Source organism: Sphingobium herbicidovorans, assembly GCF_002080435.1.
Taxonomy (GTDB): domain Bacteria; phylum Pseudomonadota; class Alphaproteobacteria; order Sphingomonadales; family Sphingomonadaceae; genus Sphingobium; species Sphingobium herbicidovorans.
On record NZ_CP020538.1, the window covers coordinates 1,193,511 to 1,211,536 of the forward strand.

Annotated in this window: 19 protein-coding genes and 1 pseudogene; 5 read left to right on the forward strand and 15 right to left on the reverse strand. The window is 64.6% G+C overall.

Annotated elements, in window-relative coordinates; all coding sequences use genetic code 11:
* Positions 1-19: 19 nt before the first annotated feature.
* From B6S01_RS05760 to B6S01_RS05770, 3 genes are read right to left on the reverse strand one after another with little or no spacing between them, the layout of a single operon-like run.
* A complete protein-coding gene (locus B6S01_RS05760; protein ID WP_407695196.1) occupies positions 20-451 on the reverse strand; it encodes a DUF2141 domain-containing protein in 432 nt (143 codons plus the stop codon).
* Positions 452-453: 2 nt separating this feature from the next.
* On the reverse strand, positions 454-1,182 hold the full coding sequence (locus B6S01_RS05765; RefSeq protein ID WP_037464921.1) for a sterol desaturase family protein: 729 nt from the start codon (positions 1,180-1,182) through the stop codon (positions 454-456).
* Between the two features lie 47 nt (positions 1,183-1,229).
* Positions 1,230-2,120: a prephenate dehydratase gene (locus tag B6S01_RS05770; RefSeq protein WP_037465236.1), complete on the reverse strand. Its 891-nt coding sequence runs from the start codon at positions 2,118-2,120 to the stop codon at positions 1,230-1,232.
* A 186-nt stretch (positions 2,121-2,306) separates the two neighbouring features.
* Here B6S01_RS05770 and B6S01_RS05775 point away from each other — a divergent pair, with 186 nt between their 5' ends.
* A complete protein-coding gene (locus B6S01_RS05775; RefSeq protein WP_037464918.1) occupies positions 2,307-2,969 on the forward strand; it encodes a c-type cytochrome in 663 nt (220 codons plus the stop codon).
* A 273-nt stretch (positions 2,970-3,242) separates the two neighbouring features.
* On the opposite strand, the gene B6S01_RS05780 is transcribed toward B6S01_RS05775, so the two are convergent.
* Positions 3,243-4,559, reverse strand: a complete 1,317-nt coding sequence (locus B6S01_RS05780; protein ID WP_037464916.1) for a hemolysin family protein — start codon at positions 4,557-4,559, stop codon at positions 3,243-3,245.
* Positions 4,560-4,710: 151 nt separating this feature from the next.
* Between B6S01_RS05780 and B6S01_RS05785 the strand changes: the two genes are divergently transcribed.
* A complete protein-coding gene (locus B6S01_RS05785) occupies positions 4,711-5,391 on the forward strand; it encodes an OmpA family protein (protein ID WP_037464915.1) in 681 nt (226 codons plus the stop codon).
* Between the two features lie 5 nt (positions 5,392-5,396).
* On the opposite strand, the gene B6S01_RS05790 is transcribed toward B6S01_RS05785, so the two are convergent.
* Entirely contained in the window at positions 5,397-5,945 is a 549-nt protein-coding gene (locus tag B6S01_RS05790) for a TetR/AcrR family transcriptional regulator (RefSeq protein ID WP_037464914.1), read from the reverse strand.
* Positions 5,946-6,003: 58 nt separating this feature from the next.
* Between B6S01_RS05790 and B6S01_RS05795 the strand changes: the two genes are divergently transcribed.
* Positions 6,004-6,456 carry a monooxygenase family protein gene (locus tag B6S01_RS05795; RefSeq protein WP_037464912.1) on the forward strand — a complete coding sequence of 151 codons (453 nt, stop codon included), beginning with the start codon at positions 6,004-6,006 and terminating at the stop codon, positions 6,454-6,456.
* Here B6S01_RS05795 and B6S01_RS05800 read toward each other — a convergent pair.
* The 10 genes from B6S01_RS05800 to B6S01_RS05845 all read right to left on the reverse strand — a co-directional run bounded on the left by B6S01_RS05800 (position 6,453) and on the right by B6S01_RS05845 (position 16,177).
* Positions 6,453-7,070, reverse strand: coding sequence for a MarC family protein (locus B6S01_RS05800; RefSeq protein ID WP_037464910.1), 618 nt, complete (start codon positions 7,068-7,070; stop codon positions 6,453-6,455). The genes B6S01_RS05795 and B6S01_RS05800 overlap by 4 nt on opposite strands.
* Positions 7,067-7,645: a DUF4440 domain-containing protein gene (locus B6S01_RS05805; protein WP_407695198.1), complete on the reverse strand. Its 579-nt coding sequence runs from the start codon at positions 7,643-7,645 to the stop codon at positions 7,067-7,069. Before B6S01_RS05805 ends, B6S01_RS05800 begins: the two co-directional genes overlap by 4 nt.
* Positions 7,646-7,707: 62 nt before the next feature.
* Entirely contained in the window at positions 7,708-8,601 is an 894-nt protein-coding gene (gene folD, locus B6S01_RS05810) for a bifunctional methylenetetrahydrofolate dehydrogenase/methenyltetrahydrofolate cyclohydrolase FolD (protein ID WP_037464905.1), read from the reverse strand.
* Positions 8,598-8,927 carry a DUF167 domain-containing protein gene (locus B6S01_RS05815; protein WP_037464902.1) on the reverse strand — a complete coding sequence of 110 codons (330 nt, stop codon included), beginning with the start codon at positions 8,925-8,927 and terminating at the stop codon, positions 8,598-8,600. The genes folD and B6S01_RS05815 overlap by 4 nt, the downstream gene beginning before the upstream one ends.
* A complete protein-coding gene (locus tag B6S01_RS05820; protein WP_037464898.1) occupies positions 8,924-9,214 on the reverse strand; it encodes a YggT family protein in 291 nt (96 codons plus the stop codon). Before B6S01_RS05820 ends, B6S01_RS05815 begins: the two co-directional genes overlap by 4 nt.
* A 181-nt stretch (positions 9,215-9,395) precedes the next feature.
* On the reverse strand, positions 9,396-10,301 hold the full coding sequence (gene argB, locus B6S01_RS05825; RefSeq protein ID WP_231567983.1) for an acetylglutamate kinase: 906 nt from the start codon (positions 10,299-10,301) through the stop codon (positions 9,396-9,398).
* Positions 10,302-10,539: 238 nt separating this feature from the next.
* Positions 10,540-12,054: a Ppx/GppA family phosphatase gene (locus B6S01_RS05830; RefSeq protein ID WP_037464895.1), complete on the reverse strand. Its 1,515-nt coding sequence runs from the start codon at positions 12,052-12,054 to the stop codon at positions 10,540-10,542.
* A 7-nt stretch (positions 12,055-12,061) separates the two neighbouring features.
* Complete coding sequence (locus tag B6S01_RS05835; protein ID WP_037464892.1) at positions 12,062-14,200, reverse strand: RNA degradosome polyphosphate kinase; 2,139 nt, start codon at positions 14,198-14,200, stop codon at positions 12,062-12,064.
* Between the two features lie 16 nt (positions 14,201-14,216).
* Positions 14,217-14,843: a P-loop NTPase family protein gene (locus B6S01_RS05840; protein WP_037464890.1), complete on the reverse strand. Its 627-nt coding sequence runs from the start codon at positions 14,841-14,843 to the stop codon at positions 14,217-14,219.
* Positions 14,840-16,177, reverse strand: a complete 1,338-nt coding sequence (locus tag B6S01_RS05845; RefSeq protein ID WP_407695199.1) for a heavy-metal-associated domain-containing protein — start codon at positions 16,175-16,177, stop codon at positions 14,840-14,842. Before B6S01_RS05845 ends, B6S01_RS05840 begins: the two co-directional genes overlap by 4 nt.
* A gap of 104 nt (positions 16,178-16,281) precedes the next feature.
* Here B6S01_RS05845 and purM point away from each other — a divergent pair, with 104 nt between their 5' ends.
* Entirely contained in the window at positions 16,282-17,376 is a 1,095-nt protein-coding gene (purM, locus tag B6S01_RS05850) for a phosphoribosylformylglycinamidine cyclo-ligase (RefSeq protein WP_037464888.1), read from the forward strand.
* Positions 17,377-17,474: 98 nt separating this feature from the next.
* A pseudogene (gene purN, locus B6S01_RS05855) lies at positions 17,475-17,999 on the forward strand (phosphoribosylglycinamide formyltransferase); the annotation flags it as partial.
* Between the last annotated feature and the right edge of the window lie 27 nt (positions 18,000-18,026).

Genomic DNA, 18,026 nt, shown 5'->3' on the forward strand with positions numbered 1-18,026 from the left:
CGGTTCCGCTGATAGTCAATTACAGGAAATATTTGATCTTTATTTCCTGCCGCACCCCTGATCCCGCCACCTGGAATTGCGCCGAGCGAAAGCTGGGGGCGCCGAAACGGATGGCGGGATTGCGCGAAAACCCGACGCCCTCGCGCGGAATGCCCGCAAATGTGTCGAGCTTTCCATTGCCATTTTCATCATGGATGATCGCAATGGCGTAGTCGCCCGGCACGACCTCTCCCAGCGGGATCGCAGCGGTCGTGGCGGCTACGCTCAGATGCCGTTTGTCGGGATCATGGCTGCAATCGGGGAAATAGGCAGGCGAACGGGTGATGCAGACGAGCAGCGCGCCCTTGTTCGATCGTAAATTCTGCACGCTCATGCTCAATGGCTGCGGCTCACTGATGGGCGCAGCGCCGGGCAGCACAGCCATCACACCGCCCAGAAACAACAACCCCATTCTCATGCACGCGTCTTTCCAAAGTCGCCCAGCCCCCGGTCGGTGCCGCACAGCCGGTCCCATACACGGAAATACAGGCCGTAATTACAGCTATATAGCTCATGATGCCGTTGATGATGGCTGGCCGTAATCAGCCATCGTCCAGCGGGGCCCTGAACCAGCCAGCGCGGAAACATCTCCCACCCCATATGGTTGGACACCCCCATGACAGTCATGATCGCCAGCACCCCGCCCAGCGCCGCGACATGGATCGGAATGATGAAAACAAGCGCCGGAATGACGACCGCGCCGGTCAACGCTTCCCAGGGGTGAAAGCTCATTGCGGCCCAGGCGGTAGGCGGGCGGCTCGCATGATGGACGGCATGGGCGACGCGAAACAGACGGGGCCGGTGCATCCAGCGATGCGTCCAATAAAACCAGCTGTCATGCGCGGCCAGATAGAGCAGCACCGAAACCGGCAGATACCAGATCGGGAAAGCATGAATGTCGGTGTATATTCGCGTCCAGCCTTGCGCCTGCCACCCCCAGGCGACGACGCCAGCCGGGACGCCGTAGATCAGCGCCGACGCCATCGACCAGCCGATCTCGCGCCGGATCTGCGGGCCTAGACGCGCATAAAGCCCCGGCTGCCGCACATGCGTCGCCAGCGCGAATCCCCCGCTGGTCAGCAGATAGCGCACGCCGACGATGAAGCTCATGGCAAGGGCGGAAAGGATAAGCGCGGAAGCCATCGGAGCGGACTATAGGGAGCGCGGGTCGCCGCGTCACCCCGGTCACATCAGGTTCGCGGGCGCGCCTGGCGATAACTGCCCAGCATCCGCACCCATTTGCTGTGAAACTCCAGTTCCGCCAGCGCGCGGTCAACCGCCGGATCCCCCGGCATGCCTTCGATATCGCAGAAAAACTCGGTCGCGGCGAAACTCGCCCCGCGCTGATAGCTTTCCAGCTTCGTCATGTTGACGCCGTTGGTCGCAAAGCCGCCCATCGCCTTGTAAAGCGCGGCGGGGACATTCTTCACCTCGAACAGGAAAGTCGTCATCACCGGGCCAGCGCCGGGTTCCGGCATCTTCGGCTCCCGCGACAGCACCAGGAAGCGCGTCATATTGTCGTCGCTATCCTCGATATTTTCCGCGACCAGCTTCAGACCGTACAGTTCGGCGGCAAGGTAGGGGGCTACCGCTCCATCACCGGGCTTGCGCGATTCCGCCACCAGCGCGGCGGCGCCGGCGGTGTCTGCATAAGCAACCGGCTGGATCCCCCGCTCGCGCAGATAGTGGCGGCACTGGCCCAGCGCCTGCGGGTGACTGATCGCGCTTTTGACCGGCGTGTCATCCACCGCCATCAGGCAATGGCGGATGCGCAGGAAATATTCGTCGATGATGTGCAGCCCCGATTCGGGCAGCAGGAAATGCATGTCGGCCACGCGGCCGTGCAGGCTGTTTTCGATCGGGATGATCGCCCGCGCCGCCTGACCGTTGCGTACCGCATCAATGGCGTCTTCAAAGGCGAAACAGGGCAGCGGCACGCAATCGGGCGCATAACCCAGCGCAGCAAGATGCGAGTTCGCGCCCGGTGCGCCCTGATAGGCGATGGCGCGCGAGGGATCGGCTGCCGCCTTTGCGGCCAGGTCCGCGACGATGACGCGGGCGGGGGCGGGATAGTTTTCCATGGGTGCCAGCGCGCTTAGGCACTCCTTCGCACGCGCGCAAGCACGCGCAAGGCGGCGCTCCAGCAAAAGCGGGCAATAGTGCGTTCAACCACGCTTGCGCGTTCGCTCTTGCGCCATTATGGCAGCGCGCTAAAGGGGGCGCGGAAACCAAGCCGCCAGAACAAAATTCAAGGGAATCCAAGCGAAATGGCCGATCGTTTCAACACCGTTGCAGGCTGGGCGTTGTTTGCGGGGATCGTTGCGCTGGGTGGCGGTATCGTCAGCTCCAAATATTTCCACTCCGAGCGTCCTGAAAAGATGGGCTACGCGATCGAAGGCGTGGAAGCAGAGGGCGAAGGCGCCGCCGCCGGACCGGGCCTCAACACCCTGCTCGCCAGCGCGGACGTCGCGGCCGGTGAAAGGGTGTTCGCCAAGTGCGCCGCCTGCCACACCGTGAACCAGGGCGGCGCAAACGGCATCGGCCCCAACCTCTTCGGCACCGTGGGCGAAGCCATCGGCCAGGGCCGGGGCGGCTTTGCCTTCTCGGACGCGCTCAAGAGCAAGGGCGGCGCGTGGACCTTCGAAAATCTCGATCACTGGCTGCAAAGCCCGCGCGAATTCGCGCCGGGGACGAAGATGACCTTCGCGGGCCTGGGCAACCCTGCCGATCGCGCCAACCTCATCGCCTGGCTGAACACGCAGGGTTCGAACCTGCCCCTGCCTGCCGCGGATGCCGCCCCGGCCGAAGCCAGCGCGACACCGGCTGAAGCTGCCGCAAACGCCACCAACGCTGCTGAAAGCGTCGAAGGCGCGGCTCCGGCCAATGCAGCCCCGGCAGGCGGCCCCGCTGCCCCGACCACCGGCAAGTAAGGCGGGCCTGACCCACCATTGATTGAAGTTCGACGGGCGCGGCAGCGATTGCCGCGCCCGTTGCTTTGTTGGGGACAGTTAGATCGGGTTCCCGCGAATATCTTCCGCTTTCTACATACCCGCTGGCAGGAACCTTGGGGGCCATAGCAGACCAGCCGGCAGCAACCCGTCATGCCAGCGAAAGCTGGCATCCGCTCTCCCGGTCGCGCCCTATCAGTGAGATCACCGCCTATGCTGACGGGACGAACTCTGCCTGGTCGAACTCAGCGGCCCTTATCGCGCCGCCACCAGCAGCTTGTCGATCTTGCGGCCATCCATATCGACGATCTCGAATCGCCATCCCTGATAGTCCGCGAAATCACCCACCTCCGGCAGGCGCTTCAACAGCCAGAGCGCGTGGCCAGCAACGGTTGCATAGTCCCGGTCCTCCGGCAGATCGATACCGATCCTGTCCGCCAGCAGATCGACGGGCATCTGCCCCGACACCAGCAAGCTGCCGTCCTCGCGTTCGACGACATCCGGTTCATCATGACCGCCACGATCAGATGCGAAATGCCCTGCAATGGCCGACAGCAGGTCGGCAGGCGTCGCGATTCCTTCGAAATGGCCATATTCATCATGGACCATCACCATGGGCACATCGGCGCGGCGCAGCACTTCCAGCGCGTCCATGGCGTCGACCTGATCGGGCACCACTTCCACCCGGCGCATCAACGCGCCCACGTTGAGTCTCTCGCCCCGGAAAAGAGCCGTCATGATGTCGCGGGCCTGTACGACGCCGACAATGTCCTCAACCGTGCCGCGCCCCACCGGCAGCCGGGTGTGGGGCGTTTCGAGCAATCGGGCGCGGATCGTTTCATCATCGGCGCCGATGTCGATCCAGTCGACGTCCATGCGCGGCGTCATCACCTCGCGCACCGGGCGGTCGGCCAGCCGCACCACGCCGGAAATGATCGCCCGCTCGCTTTCCTCGATCACGCCTGATCTGCTGGCCTCCGCCACGATCAGGTGCAGCTCTTCGGCCGTCACATGGCTTTCGGATTCGCGTTTCAGCCCCAGCAGACGGAATATGATCGCGCTCGACCCGTCGAGTATCCAGACGATCGGGGCAGTGATCTTCGACAACCACAGCATGGGCGTCGCCACGATCGCGGCGATGGGTTCGGGCGCGCGCAGGGCGAACTGCTTGGGCACCAGTTCGCCGACGATCAGCGAGGCGTAGGTGGTAAGGCCGATCACCAGTGCAAAGCCAAGATTGGCCGACGCGCTGGGCGACAGGCCCAACCAAAGCAGGCGTTCACCCACAGGCCCGCCCAGGCTGGCGCCCGAATAGGCGCCCGCAAGGATGCCAATCAATGTGATGCCGATCTGAACGGTGGACAGAAACTTTCCCGGATCGCTTGCCAGCAGCAACGCCGTCTGTGCGCCGCGCCGTCCGGCCTTCTCCATCGCCTGCAATCGCGGGCGGCGGGCGGACACGATCGCCAGCTCCGACATCGCAAAGACGCCGTTCAGCGCCACCAGCGCCAAAATGATGACAAGGTCTGCCCAAGGGAAGGGCGTCGGAGCGTGCGGGGGGATCATGGCCATGGTGGTCAGCTACGCCCTATAACCCTGTTGCTTGCTATTTCACAACCGTCCCCTCACCTCGCGTTCAGTTCGCTTGTGGAACAAATGCCCTTGCCGACCATTTGGTGAAGCATCCGATGCTTTCGGGCACGATAAAAAGGGAATTGATTCTATGCGGATTTCTCATCGCATCATGGGAGCTGCCGGTTTGGCCGCAATGCTGGCGACGGCGGCTTGCACGACTGATCCCAACACCGGACAGCGGCAGATTTCGAAGGCAGCCATCGGCGGCATTGGCGGCGCGCTGGGCGGTTACCTGCTGGGCGACCTGGTCGGCGGCCGGCGCGACCGGACGGAAAAGATCCTGGGCGCAGGCATCGGCGCGGTCGCGGGCGCTGGCATCGGCGCCTATATGGACGCACAGGAACGCAAGCTGCGGGAAGAAACCGCTGGCAGCGGCGTCGATGTGATTCGCGACGGCGACAATCTGGTGCTGCGCATGCCGTCCGGCATCACTTTCACCACCGACAGCGCAGCCGTTCAGCCACAATTCCGGCCTACGCTGAGCGATGTCGCATCTGTCCTGTCGCAATATCCCAAAACCTATATCGACGTGTACGGCCATACCGACAGCGACGGCTCGGACGCCTATAACCAGACGCTGTCCGAACGCCGCGCCCAGTCGGTGGCGGATTATCTGACCACCAATGGGGTTCAGTCGGCGCGTATTGCAACGCGCGGCTTCGGCGAAACCCAGCCGATCGCCTCGAACGAAACGGCAGAAGGCAAGGCAAGCAACCGCCGCGTCGAAATCAAGATCGCGCCCGTGACGGAAAACGACCTGCGCACCTGACCCGCTCAGGCCGGGGTAGCAAGGCCCCGCGTCATCATGCCAAGCGCCGCCCGCTCCATCGCTGGAGCGGGCGGCAATCGGCCATCCAGAGCCAGCGTCGCCAGTCCGTGCACCAACCCCCAGCAGGCAAGCGCTCCAGCCTCCGCATCCGTCGGACATAGCTGTTCGACCCGTCGGGCCATCAAACGATAGGCTCCTCGGCACTCGTCATGCGGCAGGGCCAGCCCGGCATTGTCGGCGAACATCAGTTGGAACAGGGCGGGATGCGTCCGGGCAAAGCCGATATAGGCCAGGCCCTGCGCCGTCAGCGCCTCAGCGGGATCGTCAACCGCGTCTGCCTCCCGCGCGACCGCCTCCATCAACCCAAATCCGCGCAGGGCGACCGCCGCCAGCAGCGCAGACTTGTCCTCAAAATGGCGATAAGGGGCCATGGCCGACACCCCAGCCGCCCGCGCCACCGCGCGCAAGCTGACGTCGGCGCCGCCCTCTTCCACCAATGCCAGCGCGCGATCGACCAGACGATCATGCAACGAAGGACTATCTGCCGAAACCATGTTTACACTGTAATCCTCAAGGGCTATGTTTACACCATAAAAAGGAAGGAGCGATTCGATGCAATCCCGCCAGTCCGTCGATCTGTCCGCCTATCCCGACCTTATCGTCATCATGCTCGGCTTCCGCGTATCCACCCTGCGCGGCTTCGCGTCGCTGCTGGGCATTGGCAAAGGCCTGCGCGCCATTGCGGCGAGCCCGCCCGAAGGCTTGCTGGCGCACGAACAATGCCTGTTCGCGCTCAACCATGTCGGCATCCGCCAATATTGGCGCGACCTCGAAAGCCTGGAGCGATTCACACGCTCCGCGCCACATGCGGGTTGGTGGCGCGACTTTGCAAAACTCAGCCGCGGCGCGGGATTTTGGCACGAAACCTATGCGCGCAACGGCGCGATGGAGGCGCTCTACGCCAACATGCCCTCGCCCATGGGCTTCGGCCGCTTCGCCCCGCCGCTCGATCCGGTCGGCCCGTTCCTGACGGCGCGCGCGCGAATGGGGCGCAAGGCGGCCTAGAAGCTCGCTTTCAGCCCATCGATCACAAACTGCGCCGCCAGCGCCGCCAGCAGCACGCCGAGCAACCGGGTAATCACCGCCTCGATCTTGCTGCCGAGCCGCGCCATGATCGGCCCCGCCGCCAACAGCGAACCCAGCATCAGCACGAGCGTCGCCACCACCGCCGCCACGACGACCAGCCGCTCGCCGATCCCTTCCGCCTGCGACATCAGCAGCATCACCGTGGCGATGGACCCCGGCCCCGCGATCATCGGCATCGCCATCGGAAAGACCGACACATCCTCCACTTCGGGCGTTTCGGCGATCTTGTGCGCCCGGTCCTCGCGCCGCTGGGTGCGCTTTTCGAACACCATGTCCATCGCAATGATGAACAGCATGATGCCGCCCGCGATGCGGAAGCTGTCGAGCGCGATGCCGAGCACGCCCAGCAACTGCTTTCCCCACAGCGCAAAGACCAGCAATATGGCCGCCGCGATCCCCACCGCCCGCACCGCCATGGCCCGCCGCTGCGCATGGGTCGCTCCAGTCGTCAGGCTGGCATAGATGGGCGCGCATCCCGGCGGGTCGATGACCACGAACAAGGTTACGAAAGCGGAAATGAACAGCTCGATCATGCGCCCGGCGCCGCCACCCGGTCGTCGATCACCATTTCATAATCGCTGCCGTTCCAGACGCGCACGCTGATCCGGCGGCTGCCATCGGCGGCGACGTCTGCGCTCCAGGTCAGGCTGTCGTCAGGCGTGGGAGCGGGCTGCTTCGCGCCGCCCTCCGGCGCGCGCGCGCGCCGTTTGCATGTCGCGACCTTGCCCACCAGAAATTCCGGCGTCTCGCGCGGCTGAGCCAGCGTGTCGCCATGATCGAGGATCCACTTCCACGCGCCCTTCTTGTCGCGCCGCCAGATCGTCGTGAAATAGCCCACCGATCCGTCCGGCCGCTGCCAGTTGCCCGTGCTCGCGGCAAGATTGCCGTCGCAGGACACATGAACGACCGATGGCGTCCAGCTTACCGGCTTGGGCGGATCGTCCCGTCCGTTCAGCCATTGTTTCGCCAGCACCCGCTGCGGCGTGAACATCACGGCGTCATCGGCGGCGGTCTGGCGAAAGGCGGTCCATTGCCCCTTGTCCCGCGCCAGCCGGTTAAACGCGATCTCGGCGGCAAATACGGAACTGGGATCAGGCTGGTAACGCATCGGCGGACGCGCCGCGACCAGCCCGACAAGACTGACCGCGAGCAGCAGCGCCCGCCCTGCCTTCACAGGCCCTCCGGCTTCGCCAGCCCCGCCCGCGCATGGGCGGCAACCAGCGTATTGCGCAGCAGCACCGCAATGGTCATCGGACCCACGCCGCCCGGCACGGGGGTAATCGCCCGGACATGGGCCAACGCTTCGGCGGTGGCGACATCGCCCACGATGCGGCTCTTGCCATCTTCGGTATCGGTGACGCGGTTGATGCCGACATCGATCACGGTCGCGCCGGGCCTGATCCATTCGCCCTTGACCATTTCCGCCCGGCCCACCGCCGCCACCACGATGTCGGCGCGGTGCACGACCGACGCCAGATCCCGCGTCCGGCTGTGCGCGATGGTGACGGTGCAATTTTCAGCCAGCAGCAGCTGCGCCATCGGCTTGCCCACGATGTTGGAGCGGCCCACGACCACCGCCTCCATGCCCGACAGGTCGCCCAGTTCGTCCTTCAGCAGCATGATGCAGCCCAGCGGCGTGCAGGGCACCAGCGCCTCCTGCCCCGTGGCGAGCCGCCCGGAATTGACGACATGGAATCCATCCACATCCTTGGCCGGGTCGATCGCGCCGATCACCGCCGACTCGTCGATATGGCCGGGCAAGGGCAATTGCACGAGGATGCCGTCCACGCGGTCATCGGCGTTCAATTCCTCGACCAGGTCGAGCAGTTCCTCTTCGCCGATACTCGCGGGCAGCTTGAATTCCAGGCTTTCCATGCCCGCCTCGACCGTCATCTTGCCCTTGTTACGGACATAGACGGAACTGGCCGGATCCTCACCCACCAGCACAACCGCCAGGCCGGGTTTGCGCCCGGTGCTTTTGACGAAGGCGGCAACGCCGTCCGCGACCTTGCCCCGCAGCGCTGCGGCATAAGCCTTGCCGTCGATGATCTTGCCGATGGTCATGCTGCCTCAACCCGTTCCCTGATGATGGTGGACAGGCGCTTCAGCGCTAACGCTTCACCCCCGCCCTTGATCCGCAGCCGCTTTAGCCGGTTGCTGTCCCCCGATTCCAGCGAAATCGCGCTACGCGGCCAATCCAGCGCCTTGGCCAGCAGCACGATCAGCGCCGTGTTCGCCCTGCCCTTTTCGGGCGCCGCACGCACGCGGGCGCGCAACCAGTCCTCGCCCTTCTCGTCTGTCCAGCATCCGCCCCACTCATCGCGCGCAGCGCCAGGCGTCAGGCGAATGCTGACCAGCAGGTCGTTTCCGTCCTGCCTCCAGACGCTCACACCTGTCCGAAGATCGGCGGCAATATGGCCTGGCGGATGATAAGGATCGCCAGCAGAACGACCATCGGCGAAAGGTCGAGGGCGCCCAGATCCGGCATGACGCGGCGGATGGGGTTATAAATGGGCGCCGTCATCCGGTCGAGCGCGACCATGACCGTGCGGACCACGTCGCTGGAGGTGTTGATGACATTAAAGGCAATCAGCCAGCTCATGATCGCCTGGATGATGATGATCCACCACAGCACATCGAGCAGGATGACGATGATCTGATAGAGCGCGTAGGCCATGTGGTCTCCAAATTGACTGCGGATGCTCTAGCCGAGGGGGACAGCACGCGACAAGGCTTAGCGGAGGATTTGCTGCCTGTTCCTTCGTCATGCCAGCAAAAGCTGGCATCTCTCCTCTCAACGACACAGCCCAACCGGAGGAGGTCCCAGCTTCCGCTGGGATGACGAACTGCTCCGCAACTTACCGGCGCACTAAAGTACCCGCACCGCGCCTGGTGAAGATTTCCAGCAGCATCGCATGGGGCACCCGCCCGTCCAGGATGACGGCGGCGTCCACGCCACCCTCGACCGCCTTCACACAGGTTTCCAGCTTGGGAATCATGCCGCCGCTGATCGTGCCGTCTTCCTGCAACACCCGGATTGCCGCCGGATCAAGGTCCGTCAGCAACTGGCCCTGCTTGTCCAGCACGCCCGGAACATCGGTCAGCAGGAAGAAGCGCGACGCCTGAAGCTCCGACGCAATCGCGCCCGCCATCGTGTCGGCATTGACATTATAGGTATGGCCGTCCGCGCCAATTCCCACAGGGGCAACCACCGGAATGATGCCACTTTGCGTCAGCGTGTCGAGGATGCTGCGGTCAACCTTCACCGGATCGCCGACGAAGCCCAGATCGACATTGCGCTCGATCCCCGAATTGGGATCGGCCTGCCGCTTGCCCAGCACCTTTTCGCACAGGACCAGGCCGCCATCCTTGCCGGAAATGCCCACGGCCCGGCCACCGGCGCCCGCGATCCAGCCGACGATTTCCTTGTTGATCGATCCTGCCAGAACCATTTCGGCAATCTGCGCGGTTTCCTTGTCGGTGACGCGCAGGCCGCCAATAAACTGCGATTCGACGCCCAGCTTCTGCAGCATCGCGCCGATCTGCGGACCGCCGCCATGGACAACGACGACATTGATGCCGACCGCTTTCATCAGCACGACATCCTCGGCGAAATCGCGCGCCGCTTCGGGATCGCCCATGGCGTGGCCGCCATATTTCACGACAAATGTCTGCCCCGCATAACGCTGCATATAGGGCAAGGCCTCGACAAGGGTTTCAGCCTTCGCGAGGAGCGCGGGATCAGGGGCGTGCTTGCTGTTCATGCGCGCGCGCAATAGGGCCTTATCCATGCGGGGGCAAGTTTTGGGCTGTGCTGGTTTCGCGCAGGGGATGGGGAGGAATCGAACGCCATCCCTCCGTTCGCCCTGAGCTTGTCGAAGGGCTGTTCGTTACGACAACAGGAATGGGCTTCGACAGGCTCAGCCCGAACGGTTCGGGAAGCTATTAACTCCTCCGCATCCTCTGCGCCTCTGCGTAAGCAAAAACCGGTCAACCTCGCCCTTACCAGGCCATCCGGTACTTGACCCCCATGGCCTGCGCCAGATTGCGCTGCCGCCGCTCCACAGCTTCGCCGAAAAGGTCGGCATCCACGCCCCGCAGCCGCAATTCCAGAGTGTCGCCTGCCATTTCCAGCTTCGATCCCAGCAACGGTCCTTCGACCCCGCCTGACAATCGCTGGCCCAGCCGGATCGCCAACCCCCACAATGTCGCCCGCTTCAGCGCCGCTGGAGAAGCAAGCCCCTCGATCGAAGGGGCGATCGCCGCACCTCCGCCGAAATTGCTGTGCAATGCCTGCGCCAGCATCGCGCGTTCGGGCGCGGTGATGCCTACCCAATTGCTGTGCAGCGCAATCTCCACGCCGCGTTCGGCGCGGAAATCCGGGTTGGCGCGCCATCCCACATCGGCCAGCAGGCATGCCGCGCGGCGGATGCGGCGGCAGGCCGGATCGTCATCCTGGAACACAGGCGCGATCCAGCGATCGATCATGTCGCCATGACCGGCAAAGCGGCCCTGCGCCTCGCCTTCCGCCTCCGCCGCGACCAGCAGCGGGTCGTGCGCGCGAATATCGGGGGGCAGATCCTCGAACAACAATCCTTCGCGCAGGCCATAGGCGGACACGATCAGGTCGCGCGACTTCAATTGCCGAACGATAACCGACAGCAGCGCAGCCGCATCGGGCAGCGTGGGCACGCGCGGTCCGGTCATGGACGGAATATCCTTCAGCCGCGCGCGACCGACATGCGACACGATCCGCGTCAACTGCTCGGCGCGCGACGCCGGCATCGCATATTGATGAACCACCGGCAGCGGAAAATTGGTGAGCTGCATGTCGAAACGGGCCAGTGCGCGCCACGATCCGCCCACAAGGTAGAATGGCAGTTCCGGTTCCACGATCCAGCCTGCCTTGGCCAGCATCTTCTTGACCTGCCGTTCCAGCACGCCCGGCCCCTTCGCCCGGATCTGCGGCAGGCGCAGCACCCCCAGCGGCAGGGAAATCGTCTCATGCACCGCGCCATCGCGGATTCGCGCCAGTTCCAGGCTGCCTCCGCCCAAATCACCCACGATCCCGTCCGCACCCGGAATACCCGACAGCACGCCATAGGCTGCGGCGATCGCCTCCTGCGCCCCCGAAAGCAGCTCGACATTCAGCCCTATCGCCTTCGCGCGGCGTAGAAACTCATCGCCATTGGCCGCATCGCGGACCGCCGCCGTGGCGACGCAGCGCACCTCCCGCACGTCCATTTCGCGGCAAAGATGCGCAAAGCGGCCAACCGCGCGCAGCCCGCGCTCCATCGCATCCGGCTCGATCTGTCCCGTCTTGCCCAGCGACGCGCCCAGCCCGGCCATCACCTTTTCATTGAAGAGGATGAAGGGGATGCGGCGCGGGCCGTCATAAACGACCAGCCGGACGCTGTTGGACCCGATGTCGATGATCGCCGTGCGCGCCTTGGCATGTTCAGGCGACGTCGCCATCGTCCCGGCGATGGCGCGCACCTGGCTGAGCATGGAGTTCATGCGGCGCTCAGGCCCGGCCGCGCAGGCGCAATGTCGGAACGGCATCGCTGTCCAGCGCCGCGCCCCGGCCCGACAGCGACGGGTTGGTCATGAAATAGCGGTGCAGGTTGAACGGCCGGCCAGCCGAATCCACGCGGGCATAATGCCCCTCGCTGTCTAACTCCCAACTCTGTTCCGTATCGATCAGATTGGCCACCATCACCTGGTCCAGAATCTGGTCATGCACCGTCGGGTTTTCCACAGGGGCAAGGAATTCGACGCGGCGGTCGAAGTTCCGGGGCATCCAGTCGGCCGAGCTGATGAACACCTTCGCGCCATTGTTGGGCAGCGCCTTGCCGTTGCCGAAAACGGTGATGCGGCTATGTTCCAGGAATCGGCCGACGACCGACTTGACCCGGATGTTTTCCGACATGCCCGGTACGCCCGGACGCAGGCAGCATATGCCGCGCACGATCAGGTCGATCTGCACCCCCGCATTGCTGGCGGCATAGAGCTTTTCGATGATCGCAGGATCGACGAGAGAGTTCATCTTGGCCCAGATAGTGCCCGGCCGCCCCGCGCGGACATGGTCGATTTCCGCATCGATCAGCGCGCAGAGATGGTTGCGCAGGTCGCGCGGGCTCATGACCAGCTTTTCAAGGCGCTCCGGCTCGACATAGCCGGTGATGTAATTGAACAGCGCGGCGGCATCGCGGCTGTAGGCCGGGTCCGCCGTAAAGAAGCTGAGGTCGGTATAGATACGCGCCGTCACCGGGTGGTAATTGCCGGTGCCGAAATGGCAGTAGCTGCGAAACGCCTCGCCCTCGCGCCGGACGACCATTGAAACCTTGGCATGGGTTTTCCAGTCGATGAAGCCATAGACCACCTGCACGCCCGCGCGTTCCAGCGCGTCGGCCCACATCAGATTCTGTTCCTCGTCGAACCGGGCTTTAAGCTCGACCACAGCCGTCACCGATTTGCCCGCCTCTGCCGCATCGATCAGCGCGCGGATGATCGCCGATTGCTTGCCCGCGCGATACAGCGTCTGCTTGATCGCCACGACATCGGGGTCGGAAGCCGCTTGTTTCAGGAACGAAACGACCACGTCAAAGGCTTCATAGGGATGATGGACCACAATGTCCTTCGCCCGGATCGCCGCAAAGCAATCCCCGCCATATTCGCGGATTCGTTCAGGGAATCGCGGCGCATAGGGTTCGAATTTCAGGTCGGGCCGATCTTCGTCCACGACGCCCGACAGGTCGCCGATGCCGACAAACCCCTCGACCTCCGCGATCATCGCCTCATGCCCCTGCAGCATGTCCTGCAACATTTCCTCGACCGGCTCGGGAATCCGCTCCTCAATCTCCAGCCGGATCACGCGTCCCCGGCGGCGGCGTTTGATGGCGCTACGGAAATGGCGGACCAGATCCTCCGCCTCTTCCTCTATTTCGATGTCGCTGTCGCGGATGATGCGGAACACGCCGCTGTTGCGCACCCGATAGCCCGGAAAGAGATCGGCGGAAAAGCGCCGGATCACCGCCTCCAGCGCCATGTAGCGCGCCGGTTCGCCCGGCACCCGGACGAAGCGGGCGAGCGAGGATGGAATCATCACCAGTTCGCGGATCGGCTGCTTGTCCGACAGCCGCTCCAGATCAAAAACGATCGAAAGGCCCTGATTGGGTATGAAGGGAAAGGGATGCGCCGGATCCAGCGCCTGCGGCGTGAGTATCGGAAACACCTGCGTCAGGAAATGTTCGCGCAGCCATGTCTCGCTGGCGGCGTCGATCGGGCTGGCGGGGCCGATCACCTCGATCCCCACCTGCGTCAATTCGTCATGCAGCGCGCCCCACACCTTCTGCTGCGCCGCCATCAACCGCGTCGTTTCATCAGCAATGGCGGCCAGTTGCTGTCCCGGCGTCAATCCGTCAGCGGAGCGCATGTCGACATCCTGCAACTGCTGCCCTTTCAGCCCGGCCACGCGCACGCTGAAAAATTCGTCGAGGTTCGCACCGGAAATCGACAGGAAGCGCAGCCGTTCGAGCAACGGGTGCGCGCGATTCATCGCCTCCTCCAATACCCGTTGGTTGAACGCCAGCCAGGACAGCTCCCGGTTGAAATAGCGGTCGCTGGGCAGGGTCAGGCTGGCGGAGGGGTCGGCTTCGGCCACGTCTCTCTCACGTTGATCAGGGCTGCGGATCGTCCGGCACTATAGGCAAGTATCCAGCGTCTTGCAGGGTCTCTTTCGCCATAGCGACAGAAATCTTACGCGCCGATGACAGGGCCGCCTCATTAAGCAGCCGGGTGACCTGTGCGATCACCCCGTAGCTGCGCTCGATCCGGCGGAGCAGCCAGTCGGGCAAATCCGCCGCATAATGCGCGCCCATCGCCCCTAAAGACCGTTCGATCAACGCGCGGGCAAGGGGCTCGTCAGGCTCCGCGATGACCACATGAGGCGCCGCTGCAAGCCGCGAACGAAGGTCGGGCAAGGCGACATCCCAGCGGGTCGGGGCGTTCCGGCCGATCAGCAGCAGCGGCCGTCGGCTTGTCTGCGCATCGTTCCACGCGTTGAACAGCAGCCGGTCGTCCTGCCCTTCCGCATCGTCGATCACCCGGCCGCCGCTCATCGCCGCGAAACGCCGCCCCAGCATGGACCGGCCAGACAAGGCAGGCCCGCTCAGCACGCTGGTCGCCAGCGGCCAGTCGCGCCAGCCTTCCAGATGGCGGACGGCGATGCTGTTGGCGTCGCTGACCAGGAAATCTCCCTCCGCGCCCTGCCCTGGCCATTCGAACGGCAGGCTGATCTGGCTCATTGCGGCGGCGCTGCTCCCGCAGGCGACGCCCCGCCACGCCGGATGCGCAGGGCGTTGCCGGATCCCGACACGGTAAAGCCGCGCGCCTGCAGCGCCGCGCGCAAAGCGTCGGCCGTGCCGTCGAAGTTGACCTGCATTACCGATGTGCCGCCCAGCGCCAGGCTGCTGGTCGCCGCCGAACGGACGCCCAGGATTGACCGCACAGCAGCCTCGCCCTGCGTCACCGATCCCACATCGGGCGTATCGAATTGAATCGAGAAGCTGGTGGTGGCGGCAGTCGTCGGCGGCGCGTCCAGCATTTCCACCGGCTGATCGGTCCCATTCTCGATGGCCAGGGCGCCCGGATCAATCGGCTCCTCGATGATGAGCGATGGGTCGGGCCGCAAGCGACCGTCGTTAAGCGCAGTGGTGTAGAGCTGGTCGATCCGCCGAGCCGCCTCGTCCAGCATCTGCGGGATCGCGCTTTCAGCAGAAGCGCGCAGAGAGAAGCTGCCGATAAGGTGATCGTCGGGGCCATAGCGCGCGGTGAAGGTGCCGGTGACGGGACCGCCCGGCCATTGCCGTTCCAGCCGGGCGATGGGCACCACCACATCGGCCGCGCCATATTGATCGAGCAGCACGCGCCACCACAGCCGCCCGCGCCGTCCGACCTGTCCGGCATTGAGGAGTATCGGGTCCGCGATCGATCCGCTGACGCGCACATAGTCGATGGCGCTCTCCCCGGTACGGAACCGCGCCCACGCTTTCTGCCACTCATTGATCCGTTCATAGGACACGGCGGAGCCGCCGTCCCACATGACCGGGATGACCAGCAGTGGCGGCGAGCGCATGACATTGCCCGATACGCCCAGCAGTTGGCCCGTGCGCGCCCGGTCGAACAGGATGCCCAGCGTCGCGACATAACGGGTCGGGCCGATCTGCTCATATTCGATTTCGACGCCGGAAATCATCGCCTCCAGCTGCGAATCGGACAGGTTGGGCACGCCCGCATTGCCATGGGTGCGCGTCCACAGCATCCGCCATCCCTGCCGCTGCGCCAGCCGCCATCCGGCCAGCCGCGCGCTGCTGGCGTCCTTGCCCAGCACATCGACCTTGATGCCGCTAACCTGATAATCGCCGCCGCTGGCGATCGGCGGCACGCCGCGCTCGCCCTCCATCTGCGCGAACAGCGCCGCTGCGGCGAGGCCGAACGCAATCGCGCCGATAATCTGGGCCGGTCGCGACAGCAGGCGAAGCAGTTGCAATGGCCGGAAATTGAGGCGGGACAAGGCAGGGGACAGGCTCACGCGCGCCCTTTTGGCGAGATTTCCCGCATCTGCCAAGCGGCAACCCATTTCCCGTTCCGTTTTCCGCGTCATTGTGCACTCTCTGGGTTGCCGCATTTTCCGAGCCGCCAGATGTTTCCATCTGGCTCGAAAATGCTTTAGGGGGCGCGAGCATGAGCGACACCGAATCCTACAGCTACGCCAAGGCTGGCGTGGACATCGCGGCAGGCAATGCGCTGGTCCGCGCCATCGCCCCCCTTGCCAAGGCGACGCGCCGCCCCGGAGCGGACGCCGAATTGGGCGGCTTTGGCGGCTTCTTCGACCTGAAGGCCGCTGGCTATGACGATCCGCTGCTGGTCGCGGCCAATGACGGCGTCGGCACCAAGCTGAAGCTCGCCATCGACCATGACCGCCATGACGGCGTCGGCATCGACCTGGTCGCCATGTGCGCCAACGACCTGATCGTGCAGGGCGCAGAGCCGCTCTTCTTCCTCGACTATTACGCCACCGGAAAGCTGGAGAGCGGCGTCGCCGAGCGCGTCATCGCTGGCATCGCAGAAGGCTGCAAGCAGGCCGGCTGCGCCCTCATCGGCGGCGAAACGGCGGAAATGCCGGGCATGTACGCCGCCGGAGACTATGACCTCGCCGGCTTCTGCGTCGGCGCGGTGGAACGGGCCAGGGCGCTGACCGGCAATCGGGTGAAGGCGGGCGACGTGCTGCTCGGCCTCACCTCGTCGGGCGTGCATTCCAACGGCTTCTCGCTTGTCCGCCGCCTTGCCGCCGACAAGGGGTGGAAGCTCGACCGCCCGGCGATCTTCGACAATGAAGTGCTGCTGATCGACGCGCTGATGGCCCCGACGCGCATCTACGTGAAGGCGCTGCTGCCGCTGGTGCGCGACGGCAAAATCAATGCGCTTGCCCATATCACGGGCGGCGGCCTGCTGGAAAATATCCCGCGCGTGCTGCCCGATGGCTGCCATGCCGTGGTCGATGCGGACGGTTGGGAACAGCCACGGCTGATGGCCTTCCTCCAGGCCCAGGGCCATATCGAGCCGGAAGAGATGGCGCGCACGTTCAACTGCGGCGTCGGCATGGTGCTTGCGGTCGATGCGGGCGTAGCGGATGCGGTTGCGGCGGAACTGGAAGCGGCAGGCGAAACCGTGATCCGCGTGGGCATGGTCGAGGCGGGCGAGAAGGGCTGCACCGTCAAAGGATCGCAGGAAACCTGGAGCGCAAAGGCCGACTGGACCGCGACGCATCTGGGTTAAGGCCCTGCCTTGAGCGTTTTCGACTTCGCTGGAACCGAACGGAGATTGTGCAAGTGAAAGCCAAAGTCGGCGTTCTGATCTCCGGGCGCGGGTCCAACATGGCGGCGCTGCTCTACGCCGCCAAGCACCCCTCCTGCCCCTATGAGATCGTGCTGGTCGCCGCCAATGATCCTGAAGCCGCTGGCCTCACGCTGGCGCAGGCCGAAGGCGTCCCCACCTTCGCGCAAAGCCACAAGGGCCTCAAGCGCGCCGAGTTCGACCGGATCATCGACGCGCAGCTGCGCCGGGCAGGCGCCGAATATGTGGTCCTCGCCGGTTACATGCGCCTGCTTTCGGCTGAATTCGTCGCCGGCTGGGAAAACCGGATGCTGAACATCCATCCCAGCCTGCTGCCGAAATATAAGGGCCTCGATACGCATCAAAAGGCACTGGACGCAGGCGACAGCCATGCGGGCTGCTCAGTCCATGTCGTGACCAGCGAACTGGATGACGGCCCCGTGCTGGCCCAAACGGAAGTCGCCATCCTGCCCGGCGACAGCGCCGACACGCTGGCCGCCCGCATTCTGATCGCCGAACATCAGCTTTACTCGCGCACCCTCGCCGACTTCGTAACGCGCGATCGGTAGCCGCTGGCCCCGTAGACATTTCCG

Coding starts and splice junctions, on each gene's coding strand:
- purM (WP_037464888.1), top strand. CDS start 16,282: ATGAGCGACACCGAATCCTACAGCTACGCCAAGGCTGGCGTGGACATC.
- argB (WP_231567983.1), bottom strand. CDS start 10,301: ATGAACAGCAAGCACGCCCCTGATCCCGCGCTCCTCGCGAAGGCTGAA.
- B6S01_RS05770 (WP_037465236.1), bottom strand. CDS start 2,120: ATGGAAAACTATCCCGCCCCCGCCCGCGTCATCGTCGCGGACCTGGCC.
- B6S01_RS05805 (WP_407695198.1), bottom strand. CDS start 7,645: ATGCGTTACCAGCCTGATCCCAGTTCCGTATTTGCCGCCGAGATCGCG.
- B6S01_RS05795 (WP_037464912.1), top strand. CDS start 6,004: ATGCAATCCCGCCAGTCCGTCGATCTGTCCGCCTATCCCGACCTTATC.
- B6S01_RS05765 (WP_037464921.1), bottom strand. CDS start 1,182: ATGGCTTCCGCGCTTATCCTTTCCGCCCTTGCCATGAGCTTCATCGTC.
- B6S01_RS05800 (WP_037464910.1), bottom strand. CDS start 7,070: ATGATCGAGCTGTTCATTTCCGCTTTCGTAACCTTGTTCGTGGTCATC.
- folD (WP_037464905.1), bottom strand. CDS start 8,601: ATGACCATCGGCAAGATCATCGACGGCAAGGCTTATGCCGCAGCGCTG.
- B6S01_RS05785 (WP_037464915.1), top strand. CDS start 4,711: ATGCGGATTTCTCATCGCATCATGGGAGCTGCCGGTTTGGCCGCAATG.
- B6S01_RS05790 (WP_037464914.1), bottom strand. CDS start 5,945: ATGGTTTCGGCAGATAGTCCTTCGTTGCATGATCGTCTGGTCGATCGC.
- B6S01_RS05830 (WP_037464895.1), bottom strand. CDS start 12,054: ATGAACTCCATGCTCAGCCAGGTGCGCGCCATCGCCGGGACGATGGCG.
- B6S01_RS05845 (WP_407695199.1), bottom strand. CDS start 16,177: ATGGGTTGCCGCTTGGCAGATGCGGGAAATCTCGCCAAAAGGGCGCGC.
- B6S01_RS05775 (WP_037464918.1), top strand. CDS start 2,307: ATGGCCGATCGTTTCAACACCGTTGCAGGCTGGGCGTTGTTTGCGGGG.
- B6S01_RS05820 (WP_037464898.1), bottom strand. CDS start 9,214: ATGGCCTACGCGCTCTATCAGATCATCGTCATCCTGCTCGATGTGCTG.
- B6S01_RS05780 (WP_037464916.1), bottom strand. CDS start 4,559: ATGGCCATGATCCCCCCGCACGCTCCGACGCCCTTCCCTTGGGCAGAC.
- B6S01_RS05760 (WP_407695196.1), bottom strand. CDS start 451: ATGGGGTTGTTGTTTCTGGGCGGTGTGATGGCTGTGCTGCCCGGCGCT.
- B6S01_RS05840 (WP_037464890.1), bottom strand. CDS start 14,843: ATGAGCCAGATCAGCCTGCCGTTCGAATGGCCAGGGCAGGGCGCGGAG.